We start from the raw sequence: 16,578 nt of genomic DNA, 5'->3' as shown, positions 1-16,578 counted from the left end.
GCCCCGCGCACGTACTGGTGGGTAACTCGACATCATGCTACCCGCTGGTAACCGGGTTGCAACCACAACGGATCGGACGATTTCAAACATCCACATGTCGGACACGATCAAGGTCAAACGTAGGACGTGACGCAACTCACAGTTGCCAACTGGTCACATGTCCAGAGTCTTGAACGTTCCAATGAATCACCACAAACCGAACATTTCACCCCCGACAATGAGGGTGACCATTGTCAGGAGTTTCGGAAATGTGTCCGGCGCACAGCCGTCCGATTGCCGATGCGTCGATTTCTCGACTTTTCGCGACATTCGCTTGACGGCGAAGACGACAAACCGGTATCAGAACCGCCTCTCCGGACCTCCCTGGCCGCATCTGGCAATACTGAACCTTTCCGTAGGGTCGTCACTCTTACTGGAGGTGGCACGGGGTCGCAAGGGTCAGGAGCTCTCCTCGGGCCCACGGAAGGAGGAGTCTTGTCGTCTGTCACGGGGTGGCTCGCAGACGCCTGGGAGGCGATAGCGGGGGCGACGGCGGGGGGCGACTGGCGCAAATTCGTCCCCCTGGGCTTCGCCGGACTGCTGGTCTGGGGGCTCTGGCTGTACCGGGTGATCTTGAGCCGCATGGACAAGCCGGTCGTCAACAATTTCCGCACCACGGTCTCGGTGGTGGTGCCCTCCTACCGCGAGGACCCCGAGATCCTCATCCGCTGCCTGGAGAGCTGGCTCGCCCAGAACCCCAGCGAGGTCATCATCGTCGTCGACGTCGGCGACACCGAGGCCCACCGCAGGCTCGCCCAGGTCACCGACCCCCGCCTGCACGTGCTGGTGTACGAGCACTCCGGCAAGCGCTCCGCCCTCGGCGTCGGCATCCGCGCCGCCCGCGGCGAGATCGTCGTCTTCGCCGACTCCGACACCTGGTGGCAGCCCGGCCTGCTGGACGCCGTCCAGATGCCGTTCGAGGACCCCCAGGTCGGCGGCGTCGGCACCCAGCAGAACGTCTACCAGCGCACCACCAGCGTCTGGCGCCGCATCGCCGACTGGCTGGTCAACCTGCGCTACTACGACTACGTCCCCGCGATGGGCTCCAAGGGCGGCGTGGCCTGCCTGTCCGGCCGCACCGCCGCCTACCGCCGCTCGGTGATCCTGCCGGTGGTGGAGAACCTGGAGAACGAGTTCTTCCTCGGCCGCCGCTGCATCGCCGGCGACGACGGCCGGCTGACCTGGCTGACCCTCTCCCAGGGCTACAAGACCGTGCACCAGTCGTCGGCGCGCGCGATCTCGATGTTCCCCGACTCCTTCCGGGCCTTCGTCAAGCAGCGCATCCGCTGGAGCCGCAACTCCTACCGCTGCTACCTCACCGCCCTGTGGAAGGGCTGGCTGTGGAAGACCCCGTTCGTCACCAAGGTGACCGTGCTGCAGATCCTGCTGACGCCGGTCACCATGGGCGTCACCCTCGCCTACCTGATCTTCAGCCGGATCCTGGACAACCTGCACCCGCTGGGCATCGCACTGGCGATCGGCTGGGTGCTGTTCGGACGCGGCGTGCGCGGCTGGTCCCACCTGCGCCGGCACCCCAAGGAGATCCTGCTGCTGCCGCTGACCGCGCTGGTCATCATCATGATCTCGCTGCCGATCAAGCTCTACGCGTTCCTCACGATGAACAAGCAGGGCTGGCTGACCCGGAGCGCCGACCAGATCGGCGGCGCCGGCCAGACCGCGGGCTCGCTGCAGGGAGTGGGCTCCCCGTGATCGTTCCGCAGCGCCGCAGGGTCCTCGGACTGGGGCTCGCGCTGGGCGCCGGCCTGACCCTGCCGGCCGGCCTGGCCCCGGTCGCCCCGATCCCGGCCGCCCACGCGGGCCCGGTCGAGGACGCCAAGCGGCAGGCCACCCTGGTCGACCAGGAGGACCAGCGGATCATGCAGGTCCGCTCGGTGCTGGCCGCGATCCTGCAGATCGGCGGCGACCAGACCACCACGTGGAAGCGGCCCCAGGTCTTCGGGTCCAGCCACGGCAAGACGCTGGTGCTCCCGCCCGTCGCCAGCGGCAAGCCCTACACCGTCGCCGACCTCCAGAAGATCGGCGGCAAGTACTTCCAGCGGCTCGGCGACGGCTCCTTCATGCTGTCCGCCCACCTGTTCGTCGCGGACGGCGCCAAGCTCGTCCTGAGCAACCCGGCCGGCCCGCTGCACATCCGGATGGCCAGCAGCCCCACCTCCTTCAGCTCCATCGTGAGCTTCGGCGGTGCCCTCCAGATCGAGGGCACCGCGCAGAACCCCGTGCGGATCGACAGCTGGGACTCGCGGACCCGGCGGCCCGACGTCCAGGTCGCCGACGGCCGCCCCTACATCCGGGCGGTCGGCGGCGAGTTCAAGATGAAGTACGCCAAGGTCTCCCAGCTCGGCTTCTGGAGCGGCCGGACCGGCGGCATCGCGCTGACCGGCACCGACCGTCCCGCCAACGCCGTCAAGCGGCTCAACAAGGAGCAGCGGCACGAGGCCAAGAAGAAGCGGCTGGAGCAGAACCAGCAGGGCAACACCACCGGGGGCGGCGGCCCCGGCGACATCGAGATCGAGCAGCCCGGCGGCACCGCCACCCACGTGCCCGCCACCGACCTGGTCACCGGCTCCATCGACAACAGCACGATCGTCGGCGACGCGTTCGGGCTGTTCGTCTCCGGCTCCAACCAGACCCAGATCACCAACAACCGGATCGAGGGCAGCCTCGTCCACGGCGTGCTGATGCACCGGTTCGCCAAGAACGCCACGATCCAGAACACGACCGTGACCGGCAGCCGCGGCGACGGGTTCGTCCTGTCGCGGGCCACCGAGAAGGTCCGGGTCACGGGCTGCACCGCCGAGCGCAACGGCCACAACGGCTTCACCCTCAACGGGCAGGCGCTGGCCAAGGGCCCGTCGGCGTCCGGCGAGTCGCTGGAGAGCTTCGGCGACAGCTCGGTCACCAACAGCCTGGCCAAGGACAACGGCCACTACGGCATCGAGCTCATGGGCGGCGACAAGCTGTCGGTGCAGAACAGCCGGGTCATCGGCGGCGACATGGGCATCGTCGTCCGCAACGGCGCCACCGACGTGCAGATCTCCGGCAACCAGCTGCAGAAGCAGGTGCGGCAGGGCATCGCGCTGCGCGACGGCGTCCGCGACGCCAGCCTGGCCGGCAACACCGTCGTCGGCGCCCGCACCGGCATCTACCTGCGCAACGCGAACGCCTCCATGGTCGGGAACGTGGTGCAGGGCGCCACCGCGCACGGCATCACGCTCAAGGGGGACAACGACGGCTCCACCGTCCGCAACAACACCCTCAGCGGCTCGGGCACCAGCGCGGTCAGCACCTCCGGCTCGGACGGAACGGTCCGCAAGGAGGACAACAACACCGAGGGCTGGCACGACACCGCCTCGCTGTGGATGAAGGCCAAGCGGTACGCCAAGCCGATGAACCTGATCTGGGCCGCGGTGTTCCTCATGGTGATCATCTCCATGCTGCGGGCCCGGGGCGGGGGCGGCGTCCGGATCGGGCGCACCGGCGTGCACCCGTACTCGCTGCAGCAGGCGATGGAGAAGCGCCAGGTGTGGAGCCTGCCGAAGCGGCCCGGCAGCGGCCAGCAGATGATGCCGGGGCAGCCCGTCGCGGGCCGTGCCACCAACACCGGCGGCTTCCCGCTGCCGGGACAGCCCAACATGCCGGGGCAGCCCGTCGCCGGACGGCACGCCACGGCGAACGCGCAGGGCCAGCCGGCCCCGCAGAACGGCAACGGCCGGGGCGCCCGCCGGGCGCCGCAGCACCGCGCGCCGCAGCCGGCCGTCCCGATGGCCGCCCCGATGGCCGCCCCGGTGCCGCAGGGCGCCGGCAACGGCGCCGGGCACCAGCAGCCGCCCGGGCACCAGCCGGCGCACGCCACGCCCGTCCAGGGCATGCCGCAGCCCGACCGAGGGGGTAGGTGACATGGCGAGGGCGAAACCGGGCGCGCACGCGTCCAAGGTGGAGGAGCCGCCCGCCAAGCAGGGCTCGTTCGGGAAGGTCGTCACGACCATCCTCGTCCTCAGCCTGGCCGGCGGCGGCACCTACGCCTACCGCACCTACTTCTCCGGCGACGGGCAGGGCATGCCCGCCGTGAACGAGGTGACGTCCTCCTCCGCGCGGCAGCAGTCGACCCTGGTCGACCAGGAGGACACGCGCATCATGCAGGTGCGCGCCAACCACGACTCGCAGCTGGCCGACGGCGGCGCCCGCGCCGCCCAGGTGCGGCAGCCCTACAACGCCGCCTCCGCCAACGGCCGCACCCTGGTCCTGCCGCAGCGCCGCGAGCCGTACTACGTCGCGGAGCTGGAGAACAAGCGGGTCCTGGAGAAGCAGTCCGACGGCTCCTACCTGCTGACCATGAACATCCTGGCGGTCGAGGGCGCCAAGCTGATCCTGCAGAACGCCTCCGGCCCGCTGACCATCCGGATGCGCAGCGTGCCGGGCCAGTTCACCTCGATCGTCAGCTCCGGCGCCAGCGTCCGGATCAACGGCTCGGCGCAGAACCCGGTGCGCTTCCTCAGCTGGAACGACGACACCCGGCAGCCCGACACCCAGGTGTCGGACGGGCGGTCCTACATCAGGGCCATCGGCGGCGAGTTCAGCATGAAGTACACCGAGGTGTCGAACCTGGGCTTCTGGAGCGGGCGGACCGGCGGGCTGGCGCTGACCGGCACCGACCGTCCCGACTCGGCCGCCGAACGCGTCCAGGCGGGCGCGCCGGCGCGGCGGATCCAGCTCCCGAGCGGCGGCCAGGACACCAACAGCGGGACGCGGGAGGAGATCCAGGTCGGCGCCGCGCCGGGCGGCGGCGGGGCCACCTTCTACGTGCCGCAGGCCAACCTGGTCAGCGGCACCATCGACAACGTCCGGGTCACCGGCAACGCCTACGGGCTGTTCGTCACCGCGTCCAACCAGACCCAGATCACCAACAACCGGATCGATGGCAGCCTGGTGCACGGCCTGCTGCTGCACCGGTTCGCCAAGAACACCGTGATCGAGAACACCACGGTGTCCAAGAGCCGCGGCGACGGGTTCGTGCTGTCGCGCGGCACCGAGGGCGTCCGGGTCACCAACTGCACCTCCCAGGGCAACGGCGGCAACGGCTACACCCTCAACGGGCAGCCGCTGGCCGACGGCGCGTCCGCGTCCGGCGAGTCCATCACCGCCTTCGGCGGCAACCTGATCAGCGGCAGCACCGCCCGCGACAACAAGCGGTACGGGGTCGAGCTGCTCGGCGGCGACAACACCGCCGTCCAGAACAACCGGATCATCGGCGGCGACATGGGCGTCGTCGTCCGGGAGAAGGCGACCCGGATGCAGATCTCCGGGAACCAGGTGAGCAACCCGTCCCGGCAGGGCATCGTGCTGCGCGACGGCGTCTCGGGCGCGACGGTGGCCGGCAACGTCATCAGCGGCACCGACACCGCCCTCTACCTGCGCGACTCCAGCGGCGCCATCAACGGCAACACCGTGCAGTCGGCCTCCCGGCACGGGCTCACGCTGCGCGGCGCGGTCGCCGGGACGCAGATCACCGGGAACACGCTCAGCGGCACCGGGACCAGCGTGATGGACGTCGACCGGGCCACCGGGGCCTACGTCAACGCGAACAACAACACCAAGGGCTGGCACAAGACCGCCGGCTTCTGGACCTGGGTCAAGCGGCTCCTGAAGCCGATGAACATCATCTGGTTCCTGGTCTTCCTGCTCGTGGCCGTGTCCATGTACCGCTCCCGGGACGCCGGGATGCGGATCGGGCGGCGCGGTTCCCACCCGTACGAGAACCAGAGCAAGCTTGAGGATCGTCCTGTGCGGCTCCTGCGCCGCACCGCCACCGATTCCGCGGCTCCCGGGCACGACGCGGAGCGGGCCGGGGCGGGCGCCCGCCCGTGACGGCGGTACGGGGCACAGAGCGATCATCGAAGGAGTGGTGCGGCAATGACGATCAAGGTTGATGTGAAGTTCCTGGTGGGGCTGGCGGTGGGCGCGCTGGTCGTGGCCGGGCTGGTGTTCCTGGTGACGGGGGTGACCGGCGACGACAAGGCGTCCAACACCTCCGCGAACGGCCCCGGTCCCGCGCCGTCCCCCGACGGCGGCGACGGCGGTGACGGGGACGGCGGCGACGGGAACGAGGGCGACGGCGGTGACGGCGGCAACGGCGGCGGCGCCAAGCCCGGCGCCCCGCTGACCCTGCCGGTGCCCGAGGGCGCGGGCAAGATCTCCTGCCCGAACCCGACCAAGACCGTCGGCAACGCCCAGGAGCTGGAGCAGGCGCTGAAGGGCGCTGCCGCCGGCGACGTGATCAAGATGAACGCCGGCACCTACGAGGGCAAGTTCGTGGCCACCGCCTCCGGCACCCCGCAGCAGCCGATCTTCCTGTGCGGCGACCAGAACGCGGTGCTCGACGGCGGCGGCGTGAAGAAGGGCTACGCCTTCCACCTGAACAAGGCCGGCCACTGGCGGCTGATCGGCTTCACCGTCAAGAACAGCCAGAAGGGCGTGATGGCCGACACCAGCAACGGGTCGATCATCCAGGGGCTGACCGTGCACGACATCGGCGACGAGGCCATCCACCTGCGCAACTTCTCCACCGGCAACAGCGTCCAGTACAACAAGATCTACAACACCGGGCTACGCCGGGAGAAGTTCGGCGAGGGCGTCTACCTCGGCACCGCGCAGTCGAACTGGAAGCGGTTCTCCGGCGGCAAGATCGACAACAGTGACAACAACGTGGTGCGCGGCAACGTCATCCGGGCCACCGCCGAGGCGATCGACATCAAGGAGGGCACCTCCGGCGGCAAGATCATCGGGAACGTGTTCGACGGCTCGGTCACCGGCGGCGACAAGCACAACGACTCCTGGATCGACGTCAAGGGCAACAACTACGTCATCGAGGACAACCGCGGCACCAAGACCCCGGCCGACGGCTTCCAGACGCACGAGATCGTGGACGGCTGGGGCAAGGGCAACGTCTTCCGCCGCAACACCATCGACCTGGCCGGCGGCAACGGCGTCGGCATCAACGACACCGTCGGCGGCAACACCATCGCCTGCGACAACAAGGTGACCGGCGGGCAGCTCACCAAGAAGGGCGGCTGCTCCTGACCGGCCGCGGGCCGGCCCGGAGCGGCACGAGGTAGATCGTGGCAATCGACTGGAAGTTCACCGGCCTGCTGGTCGCCGGTGCCGTGGCCACCAGCGCGGTCGTGCTGGTGGCCACCGGGAGCGGGGACGGCGGCTCCGGCGAGCCGGCGGCGGGCGACGCCCCGCTCCCCGCGCCGCCCGCGGGCGGCCCGGCACCCGGCGCCGCACCGGGCGCCACCCCCGGCGCGGGCAACCCCGGCGGGCCCGGCGGCCCTGGCGGGCCCACCGGCCCGCAGCAGACGCTCCCGCTGCCCGCGATGGGCGGCCGGATCACCTGCCCGAACGCGACCGCGACCGTCAGCTCGCCCGTCGAACTGCAGGAGAAGCTCAACGACGCCAACCCCGGCGACGTCATCCGACTCGCCCCCGGCACCTACCCGGGGCAGTACCGCACGCAGCGCTCCGGCACCGCCGACAAGCCGATCTTCGTGTGCGGACCGGCCGGGGCGGTGCTGGACGGCGGCAACGCCGGCAAGGGCTACGGCTTCCACCTGGAGGGCGCCAGCCACTGGCGGCTGGTCGGCTTCACCGTCCGCAACAGCCAGAAGGGCGTGATGCTGGACGGCTCGTCCGGCTCCGTCCTCCAGGGCCTGACCGTGCGCGACACCGGCGACGAGGCGATCCACCTGCGCCGGTTCAGCACCGGCAACGCCGTCACGCACAACACCATCACCGGCACCGGACGCTCCAACCCGCGCTTCGGCGAGGGCGTCTACCTCGGCTCGTCCCACAAGAACTGGGCCCAGCTCACCCAGGGGCAGCCGGACAAGAGCGACAACAACCTCGTCGCCGCCAACCGCATCCAGGGCACCACCGCGGAGGCCGTCGACATCAAGGAGGGCACCTCCGGCGGCCGCATCGCGGGGAACGTCTTCGACGGCTCGCGGCTGTCCGGGGACAAGGTCAACGACTCGTGGGTGGACGTCAAGGGCAACAACTACGTGATCGAGGGCAACCGCGGGTCCAGGACCGTCAAGGACGGGTTCCAGGCACACGAGGAGTATCGGGGCTGGGGAACCGGCAACACCTTCCGCGGCAACATCGTCGACCTCGGCGGGGGCCGGGGCGTCGGCTTCAACCTCTTCTCCGACGGCAACCGGGTGGCCTGCGACAACCGCGTCACAGGCGGCCGGCTGCTCAACAAGGGCGCCTGCTCCTGATCTGAGCACCGCCCCGTTCCAACGACTTCAACGACCGCACAGCAAGGAGAAGGCACATGAACCCCACGGGGGCTCCGAGGCTCACTGTCATCGGCACCGGCTACCTCGGTGCCACACACGCGATCTGCATGGCCGTCCTGGGCTTCGAGGTCCTCGGCGTGGACGTGGACGAGGGAAAGATCGCGAAACTGGCGGCGGGGGAGGTACCGTTCTTCGAACCCGGACTGCCCGAGCTGCTGGCCAAGGCGCTGGAGTCGGGGCGGCTGCGGTTCACCACCTCCTTCGAGGAGGCCGGCGGGTTCGGCGACGTCCACTTCGTGTGCGTGGGCACCCCGCAGATGCCCGGATCGGACGCCTGCGACCTGACCTACGTGGACGCCGCCGTCCGCGGGCTGGCCCCGTACCTGGACCGGCGCACCCTGGTCGTCGGCAAGTCCACCGTGCCCGTGGGCACCGCCGCCCGCCTCACCTCGCTGGTGCAGGAGCTGGCCCCGGCCGGCACCGACGTCGAGCTGGCCTGGAACCCCGAGTTCCTGCGCGAGGGCTTCGCCGTCGACGACACCATGCGCCCCGACCGCCTCGTGTTCGGCGTCGCCTCCGACTGGGCGGACGAGCGGCTGCGCGCCGCGTTCAAGCCCATCCTCGACCAGGGCACCCCGGTCATCCGCACCGACCTCGCCACCGCCGAGCTGGTGAAGGTCGCGGCCAACTCCTTCCTCGCCACCAAGATCTCCTACATCAACGCGATGGCCGAGGTCTGCGAGGCCGTCGGCGCCGACATCAAGGACCTCGCCGACTCCCTCGCCCTGGACGACCGGATCGGCGGCAAGTTCCTCAAGCCGGGCCTCGGCTTCGGCGGCGGCTGCCTCCCCAAGGACATCCGGGCCTTCGCCCACCGGGCCGAGGAGATCGGCGTCGGGCAGGCGGTGTCGTTCCTGCGCGAGGTGGACGACATCAACCGGCGGCGCCGCGCCCGCACCGTCGACCTGGTACGCGAGCTGCTCGGCGGGCAGATCTCCGGCCGCCGCATCGCCGCCTGGGGCGCGGCGTTCAAGCCCAACTCCGACGACATCCGCGACGCGCCCGCCCTGGACGTGGCCCGCACCATGCACGGCCTCGGCGGCCACGTCCGCGTCTTCGACCCGGCCGCGCTCGACAACGCCCGACGCGCCTACCCCGAGCTGCGTTACGGCGAGAGCGCCCTGGACGCCGCCGAGGACGCCGACGTGGTGGTCCTGCTGACCGAGTGGTCCGACTTCCGCGAGATCGACCCCAACGCGCTGGCCGAGGTCGTCCGGCACAAGCGGATCGTCGACGGCCGCCACGCCCTCGACGCCGCCCAGTGGCGCGCAGCGGGCTGGGAGTACCGCGCCCTCGGGAGGAACTGATCCCCCCCCCCCCACCGCCCCTCCGCCGGAAGTTCTTGTGTTTTCGGCTTGTTAGCATCCAGGTGAGGGCCGTTCCCGGCCTTCCCGGACGAGGTGCGCGCCGTACCCGGCAGGCAAAGACGACGCGCGGGCAAGGCATACCCGTCCGGAAGGAAAGATCATGGCCTGGGTCCTCGTCGTCGTCGCCGGTCTGTTCGAGGTCGCGATGGCGCTCTGCCTCAAGCAGAGCAAGGGCTTCACCGAGCTCGTCCCCTCGATCGGATTCCTCGTCTTCGCCGTGACCAGTTTCGGCCTGCTCAGCATGGCGGTGAACCGGCTGGAGGTCGGCACCGCGTACGCGGTCTGGGTCGGCATCGGCGCCGTCGGCACGGCCGTGCTGGGCATGGTGCTGATGGGCGACCGGGTCACCCCGCTCAAGCTGGGCGCGCTCGCGCTGATCGTGATCGGCGTGGTCGGTCTCAACCTGGCCGGCGGTGGCGCGCACTGACGTCCGCCGGACCGTCCTGAATGGGGCGGTTCCGCTGCGAGTCACGCAGGTGGAACGTAGCCTCCCCCCAACGCGTCTATCCGAACAAGCACGCCAAACCGACATGGACGCGCGGGGAACGGGAAGGCGTCCACGGCACGGGAGGAAACCTTGGTCTTCAAGAAGCTCATGCAGGCGATGGGAGTCGGCGGCCCCCAGGTCGAGACCGTCCTGCACAACCCGAACACCACGCCCGGCGGCACCGTCACCGGCGAGGTGACGATCGTGGGCGGCGAGCACGACTCCGACATCATCGGCGTGAAGCTGGCGCTGAAGACCCGGGTGGAGATCGAGTCCGGCGACAACGAGTACTCGTCCAACCTGGAGTACGCCAAGCTGCCGATCGCGGGGGCGTTCAAGCTGGAAGACGGGGCGCGCCACAGCATCCCGTTCCAGCTGCCGATCCCGTGGGAGGCGCCGCTCACCCACTTCTACGGCCGGGCGCTGCACGGCACCACCGTGGGCGTCGCCACCGAGCTCGAGGTGGCGCGGGCCGTGGACGCGACCGACCTCGACCCGATCGCGGTGCACCCGCTGCCCGCGCAGGAGCGCATCCTGCTGGCCTTCTCCAACCTCGGCTTCCAGTTCCGAAACGCCGACTGCGAGAAGGGCCGGATCTGGGGCGTCCACCAGGAGCTGCCGTTCTACCAGGAGATCGAGTACTACCCGCCGTCGCAGTACGCGCGGGGCATCAAGCAGCTCGAGGTCACGTTCGTGTCGTACCCGCAGTCGATGGAGGTCGTGCTGGAGCTCGACAAGCGGGGCGGGGCGTTCACCGAGGGGCACGACGCGTTCAGCCGCTTCACCGTCGACTACGCGACCGTCGAGCAGACCAACTGGGAGCAGAAGCTCGACGAGTTCCTGCAGAAGGCCGGCCGCCGCAGGGGCCTGTTCTAAACACCGAATGAGCGAGGCCCGGGGGGAACCCTCCGGGCCTTGATCATTCAGGGGGGTTGCCCATAGAAAGGGGCCTTGTGGCGGAACCTCCCGGACTGAGCGATGCGGAACGACGACTGTGGACGGCCTTCCCCAGCGGAGGGCAGGTGGTCCTGGGAGATGAGATTCCAGCCGGGCCCGACCCCGACCGGATCGTCCGCGCCGAGGTGATCTCCCAGTTGCTGCTGGGGGCGTGCGAGCCGCGCAGCGGCTTCGTGGCGGCCGTGCGGCTGAGCGGTGCGTACATCATCGGCCCCCTGGAGCTTTCGGGCGGCACGGTGGAGTACGAGCTCCGCCTGACCCACTGCCGCCTGGTGGAGGTCCCCGACTTCTCCAACGCCCAGGCCCGCCAGCTGCGGCTCTCGGACTGCCGGATGCCGGGGTTCGACGGCGGCGGGCTGCGCGCCGACGGCTACCTCAGCCTGTCCGGCTCGGTGGTCGAGGGGCAGGTGCGGCTGACCCGCGCCCAGCTCATGGGCGGGCTCCGGATGAACGGCACCCGCGTCTCGGTGACCGATCCCGGCGAGTGGGCGATCTCGGCCGCGGCGCTGCTGGTCGAGGTCGGGCTCTTCGCCCGCGAGTGCGAGATCGAGGGCGGGGCGCGGCTGGTCGGGGCCCGGATGAACGGCGGGCTCTGGATGGAGGACGCGGTGCTGCGCAACCCCGGCCGGCTGGCCATGGACGCGCAGAACATGGTCGTGGAGGACGCCGCCGAGTTCAGCCGGGCGACCACGATCGGGACGGTCCGGCTGCGCAGCGCCCGGATCAACGGGACGCTGTCGTTCTCCCGGGCCCGGATGGACGCGGGCGCGCCCGACCGGATGGCGCTGCACGCCAGCCACATGGTGTGCGACGAGCTGACGCTGTGGCCGGCGGAGAAGATCCAGGGCCGGGTGGCGCTGTCGTACTCCCGGATCCAGCTGATCATGGATCATCCGGACATCTGGCCGGACGAGCTGTGGCTGAACGGCCTCGTCTACGAGACGCTGCGGGGCGGGGACTTCAAGGACCGGCTCAGCTGGATCTCCCGCGACAAGGAGTTCCACACCCAGCCGTACGAGCAGCTGGCCTCCTGGTACCACGGGATCGGCCACGACGACCTGGCCCGCAAGGTGCAGCTGGCCAAGATGCGCGCCCGCCGCCGCAACCTCAACCTCATCGGCCGGGCCTGGAACGGCCTGCTGGACTGGACGGTCGGCTACGGCTTCCGGCCCTGGCTGGCGTTCGCGTGGTTCGGGGTGCTGGTGGCGGTCGGCACGCTGGTCTTCTCCCTCAACCCGCCCAAGTCGATCAAACCGGGCGAGGAGCAGCCCGACTTCCACGCGCTCGTCTACACGCTGGACCTGCTGATCCCGATCGACACCTTCGGGCAGCAGCAGGCCTACGACCCGCAGGGCTGGTCGCGCTGGATGGCCTACGCCCTGATCGCGACCGGGTGGATCCTGGCCACCGCGCTCATCGCCGGCGTGACCCGCGTCCTGCGTCCCAACTAGGCTGTGTCTCAAAGTCCCGGCCTACGGCGCTCGCCTGGCGGCTCGCCCCTGACCGGGCCTTGGCGAGCGCGGCATCGCTCCGCGATCTGGCCGGTGACGCTCGCCTCCGGCATCGCACCACCGTCCAGGTAACGCGCTCGCGCCGCACCTGAGGCCACTTCGAGACAGGCCCTAGGAACGTGAGGCGAACCTGTGGGCCGGACCGCGCATCGACCACGATGAGCGAGGAGAATGGGGCGTCATGGGCATGTATCTGATCACGGGGGCGACCGGCGGGATCGGCGCCGCCGTCGCGGGGCTGCTGGCCGAGCGCGGGCACGAGCTGATCCTGGCCGGACGGTCGCCGGAGCGGCTGGCGGCGCTGGCGCAGCGGATCTCCACCGGGCAGCACGGGCGCACGCAGGTGCTGGTGCGGGACCGCAACGGCGAGCCGGGCGCGGTCCGCACGACCACGCCGCAGGGCTCCGCGCGCACCCTCACACTGGACCTGACCGAGCCGCGGCGGCTGGAGGCGGCGCTGGCCGAGGGCGGCGTCCCCGCCCGGCTGGACGGCGTCGTGCACAGCGCGGGCGTGGTCGACCTGGGCGCGGTGGCCGAACAGGACGCCGACCACTGGATCGACCAGCTGATGGTCAACCTGGTGTCGGCGGCGGAGCTGACCCGGATCCTGCTTCCCGCGCTGCGCGCGGCCGAAGGGCACGTGGTGTTCGTCAACTCGACGGCGGGGCTGCGCGCCAACCCGAAGTGGTCGGCGTACGCGGCGAGCAAGTTCGGGCTGCGGGCGCTGGCCGACTCGCTGCGGGCGGAGGAGCCGGCGATCCGGGTGACGACGGTGTACCCGGGGCGCACCTCGACGGAGATGCAGCGGAAGGTGCACGCCCAGGAGGGGCGGGTCTACGACGAGGACGCGTTCACCGATCCGGCGACCGTGGCGCGCGCGCTGGTCGCGGCCCTGGAGACGCCGGCGGACGCGGTCGTGTCGGAGATCACCGTCCGCCCCCGCGGCCGCCGCCCCTGAGCCCTCCGGGCGCTCACTCGTAGGCGGGCGCCCGGACCTCCTTGTCGTGGCCCCGGCGCAGCACCCAGGACGCCAGCACACCGCCGAGCATCCCGAACAGGTGACCCTGCCAGGAGATCCCCGGGTCGCTCGGCAGCACACCGAAGATCATCGTGCCGTAGACCAGGACCACGCCGACCGCGATGGCCAGGTCGAGCAGCCGCCGCTCGAACAGGCCCCGGCCGAGCAGGTAGCCGAAGAAGCCGAAGATCAGGATGCTGGAGCCCAGCGTGTTGGCGGAGCTGAGGAACCACACGCCCAGCCCCCCGACCACCACGATGATCAGGCTGGCGACCAGGAACTTGACGATGCCGCGGGCGGCGGCGAGGAACCCCAGGATGACGAACGGGAGGGTGTTGCCGATCAGGTGGCCGAACCCGCCGTGCATGAACGGGGCGGTGAAGATGTCGGGCAGGTCGCTCACGTCGTGGGGGCGGATGCCGTAGTCGTCCAGCGCGCCGTTCATCACGTAGTCGGCGATCTCCAGCACCCACATGCCGGCGGTGACGACGCCGATGATGATGGCCGCCGACAGGGCGCGCACGCCGTGCGTCGCGAGCCCTTCGGAGCGGTGCTTCTCGGGGACCGGGGGATAGCTCATGTTCGCCCACCGTTGGTGTGATGACCCTGCCGTCATTATCGGTAACGTTCGCGGGCCGCGCATCGTGCCCGTCCCGCTCGTCCCACCCGTACCCGGCGCCCCGGTGTGGCGAACGGGATTCGGTTTCGCCATATTGATGCAATGCGCTCAGTGGTATGCGAAGAACTCGGTTCGGTCGTCGTCCGGGACACCGCTCCCGTCGAGCCCGCCCCCGGCCAGGTGGTCGTCGCGGTCGAGGCGGCGGGGGTCAACTACGTGGACGGGCTGTTCGTCCAGGGCCGGTACCAGATCAAGCCGCCGCTGCCGTTCGTCCCGGGCAGCGAGATCGCCGGGACGATCGTCGCCGCGGCGCCCGGCGTGACCGAGCCGCCCGTCGGCACACGCGTCCTCGCCATGTGCGGTCTCGGCGGCTTCGCCGAGCGGATCGCCCTCGCGGCGGCGTCCGTGGTGCCGATCCCCGCCGAACTGGACGCCGCGCGGGCCGCCACGTTCACCCAGAGCTACTGCACCGGCCTGTTCGCGCTGCGGGAGCGCGGCGGGCTGCGCTCCGGGGAGACCGTGCTCGTGCTGGGCGCGGGCGGCGGGGTCGGGCTCGCCGCCGTCCAGATCGCCACGGCGCTGGGCGCCCGGGTACTGGCCGCGGCGTCGTCCGCGGAGAAGCGGGAGGCCGCGCTGGCGGCGGGCGCCGACGCCGCGGTGGACACCTCGTCCGAGGACGTGAAGACCGCGGCCCGCGCCTGGTCGCCCGGCGGCGTGGATCTCGTCTACGACCCCGTCGGCGGCCGGCTGGCCGACCCGGCACTACGGTCCCTGCGCGAGTTCGGCCGCTACCTGGTGATCGGTTTCGCGTCGGGCGACATCCCGTCGCTGCCGCTCAACCAGGTCCTGCTCCGCAACCGCACGGTGACCGGGGTCGACTGGGGCGCCTGGTCGGGGGCGCGCCCGCTGGAGCAGCGGGCGCTTCTGGAGGAGCTGCTGGCGATGGTCGCGGACGGGCGGCTCGCGCCGGTCGCGCCGCGCACCGCGCCGCTGGAGTCGGCCCCCGCCGTCCTGGACGACCTGCTAGGCCGCCGCGTCGTCGGCAAGGTAGCCCTGACCCCCTGACTCAGGCCGTGCCTTCGTGGGGGGACGACCCCCCACACCCCCCGGCAAGAACGGCGCTCTTGCCCTCGCTTCGCTCGGTCAAGCCGCGTCCTCCACCACGTCGCCGCGGACCATGATGACGGGCAGGCGGCGGCGGGGCGGGGCGTCCGCGGAGCGGCGCAGGTGGCGGCGCTCCTCGGGCGTGGTGCCGCCCCAGACGCCGTCCGGCTCGCCCACGCGCAGCGCCCAGGCGAGGCAGTCGGCCGTCACCGGGCAGTGGCCGCAGATCGCCTTGGCCGCCCGCTCCTGCTCCCGCAGGATCGGCGCGGAATAGCCGATGGGGAAGAACAGGTCGGGGTCGGCGCCGCGGCAGATGGCGTGGTCGCTCCAGTGTTCCTCGTTCTCGTCGTGCTGCATGGCTGCTCCCTGGGGCGTGCTCGGACGCCGGGCAGTTCCGGGGCGGGATTCTTTGCTGAACCCAACGTAGTACTACAAGGCGTAGTACTACAAGTCGTTGTGTCGAGAGGGACGATACGGCCGGATAACCTGTGTGACGTGCGGCGTGATCAAGAAGTGACCTTCCGGGAGGCGACCCGGGCGGATCTGCCCGCGATCGTCCGGCTGCTGGCCGACGATCCACTGGGCCAGACCCGCGAATCACCGGGCGAGGTCATCCCCGAGGCGTACTTCGCCGCGTTCGACGCGATCGACGGGGACCCCAACAACAGCGTGATCGTCGCCGAGATCGACGGCGCCATCGCGGGCACGCTGCAGCTGACCTACATCCCCGGCCTCACCTACACCGGCGGCGAGCGCGCCCAGATCGAGGGCGTGCGCGTCGCCTCCGAGCACCGCGGCCACGGCGTCGGGCAGGTGCTCATCCGCTGGGCCATCGACCAGGCCCGCGCCCGCGGCTGCCGTGTGGTGCAACTCACCACCGACCGCCAGCGCCCCGACTCGATCCGCTTCTACCAGAAGATCGGCTTCCGCCCCTCCCACATGGGCATGAAGTACCACCTCAAGGACGGTTAGCCCCAATGCCGGGTAGTTAAGGGCTTGGGGTGGGCGTCAACTCAGGTGGGTGGAGGATGTCGATGGTGAGGGTCGCCCGGTGGTTGGTGCGGTCGACCTGGCCTTTTGCCCGGTGTTTGGAGATCG

Annotated in this window: 14 protein-coding genes and 1 riboswitch; of the genes, 12 read left to right on the top strand and 2 right to left on the bottom strand. The window is 70.7% G+C overall.

Features of this window, described 5'->3' with window-relative positions:
- Positions 1–474 precede the first annotated feature (474 nt).
- The 10 genes from ACFPZN_RS32395 (at position 475) to ACFPZN_RS32350 (ending at position 13,697) form a co-directional block, all read left to right on the top strand.
- The gene (locus ACFPZN_RS32395) at positions 475–1,749 is read left to right on the top strand and encodes a glycosyltransferase family 2 protein (RefSeq protein WP_378286088.1); all 1,275 of its coding nucleotides are present in this window, start codon (positions 475–477) and stop codon (positions 1,747–1,749) included.
- Positions 1,746–3,956, top strand: a complete 2,211-nt coding sequence (locus ACFPZN_RS32390; RefSeq protein ID WP_378286087.1) for a right-handed parallel beta-helix repeat-containing protein — start codon at positions 1,746–1,748, stop codon at positions 3,954–3,956. Before ACFPZN_RS32395 ends, ACFPZN_RS32390 begins: the two co-directional genes overlap by 4 nt.
- A 1-nt stretch (position 3,957) precedes the next feature.
- The gene (locus ACFPZN_RS32385) at positions 3,958–5,925 is read left to right on the top strand and encodes a right-handed parallel beta-helix repeat-containing protein (protein ID WP_378286086.1); all 1,968 of its coding nucleotides are present in this window, start codon (positions 3,958–3,960) and stop codon (positions 5,923–5,925) included.
- A gap of 45 nt (positions 5,926–5,970) precedes the next feature.
- Positions 5,971–7,137 (top strand): right-handed parallel beta-helix repeat-containing protein, encoded by a 1,167-nt coding sequence (locus ACFPZN_RS32380; RefSeq protein ID WP_378286085.1) that lies wholly within the window; start codon positions 5,971–5,973, stop codon positions 7,135–7,137.
- A gap of 38 nt (positions 7,138–7,175) precedes the next feature.
- Positions 7,176–8,336, top strand: coding sequence for a right-handed parallel beta-helix repeat-containing protein (locus ACFPZN_RS32375; protein ID WP_378286083.1), 1,161 nt, complete (start codon positions 7,176–7,178; stop codon positions 8,334–8,336).
- Positions 8,337–8,392: 56 nt separating this feature from the next.
- Positions 8,393–9,724 carry a UDP-glucose dehydrogenase family protein gene (locus tag ACFPZN_RS32370; RefSeq protein WP_378286082.1) on the top strand — a complete coding sequence of 444 codons (1,332 nt, stop codon included), beginning with the start codon at positions 8,393–8,395 and terminating at the stop codon, positions 9,722–9,724.
- 62 nt (positions 9,725–9,786) lie between these two features.
- Positions 9,787–9,853, top strand: a riboswitch (guanidine-III (ykkC-III) riboswitch).
- Positions 9,854–9,884: 31 nt separating this feature from the next.
- The gene (locus ACFPZN_RS32365; protein ID WP_378286080.1) at positions 9,885–10,211 is read left to right on the top strand and encodes a DMT family transporter; all 327 of its coding nucleotides are present in this window, start codon (positions 9,885–9,887) and stop codon (positions 10,209–10,211) included.
- A 150-nt stretch (positions 10,212–10,361) separates the two neighbouring features.
- Positions 10,362–11,147: a sporulation protein gene (locus ACFPZN_RS32360; RefSeq protein WP_378286079.1), complete on the top strand. Its 786-nt coding sequence runs from the start codon at positions 10,362–10,364 to the stop codon at positions 11,145–11,147.
- Positions 11,148–11,293: 146 nt separating this feature from the next.
- Positions 11,294–12,679: a pentapeptide repeat-containing protein gene (locus ACFPZN_RS32355; protein WP_378286078.1), complete on the top strand. Its 1,386-nt coding sequence runs from the start codon at positions 11,294–11,296 to the stop codon at positions 12,677–12,679.
- A gap of 241 nt (positions 12,680–12,920) precedes the next feature.
- Positions 12,921–13,697, top strand: coding sequence for an SDR family oxidoreductase (locus tag ACFPZN_RS32350; RefSeq protein WP_378286077.1), 777 nt, complete (start codon positions 12,921–12,923; stop codon positions 13,695–13,697).
- Positions 13,698–13,710: 13 nt separating this feature from the next.
- Here ACFPZN_RS32350 and ACFPZN_RS32345 read toward each other — a convergent pair whose 3' ends face one another.
- Positions 13,711–14,337 carry a rhomboid family intramembrane serine protease gene (locus ACFPZN_RS32345; RefSeq protein ID WP_378286076.1) on the bottom strand — a complete coding sequence of 209 codons (627 nt, stop codon included), beginning with the start codon at positions 14,335–14,337 and terminating at the stop codon, positions 13,711–13,713.
- 141 nt (positions 14,338–14,478) lie between these two features.
- On the opposite strand from ACFPZN_RS32345, the gene ACFPZN_RS32340 reads away from it, so the two are divergent.
- Positions 14,479–15,441: an NADPH:quinone oxidoreductase family protein gene (locus ACFPZN_RS32340; protein WP_378286075.1), complete on the top strand. Its 963-nt coding sequence runs from the start codon at positions 14,479–14,481 to the stop codon at positions 15,439–15,441.
- A gap of 78 nt (positions 15,442–15,519) precedes the next feature.
- Here ACFPZN_RS32340 and ACFPZN_RS32335 read toward each other — a convergent pair whose 3' ends face one another.
- Positions 15,520–15,837 carry a WhiB family transcriptional regulator gene (locus tag ACFPZN_RS32335; protein ID WP_378286074.1) on the bottom strand — a complete coding sequence of 106 codons (318 nt, stop codon included), beginning with the start codon at positions 15,835–15,837 and terminating at the stop codon, positions 15,520–15,522.
- A 156-nt stretch (positions 15,838–15,993) separates the two neighbouring features.
- Here ACFPZN_RS32335 and ACFPZN_RS32330 point away from each other — a divergent pair, with 156 nt between their 5' ends.
- Entirely contained in the window at positions 15,994–16,452 is a 459-nt protein-coding gene (locus ACFPZN_RS32330) for a GNAT family N-acetyltransferase (RefSeq protein ID WP_378286210.1), read from the top strand.
- Positions 16,453–16,578: the final 126 nt, after the last annotated feature.

This window comes from Actinomadura rugatobispora (genome assembly GCF_042656285.1).
Lineage (GTDB): Bacteria > Actinomycetota > Actinomycetes > Streptosporangiales > Streptosporangiaceae > Spirillospora > Spirillospora rugatobispora.
This window is presented reverse-complemented; position numbering and strand designations above follow the sequence as displayed.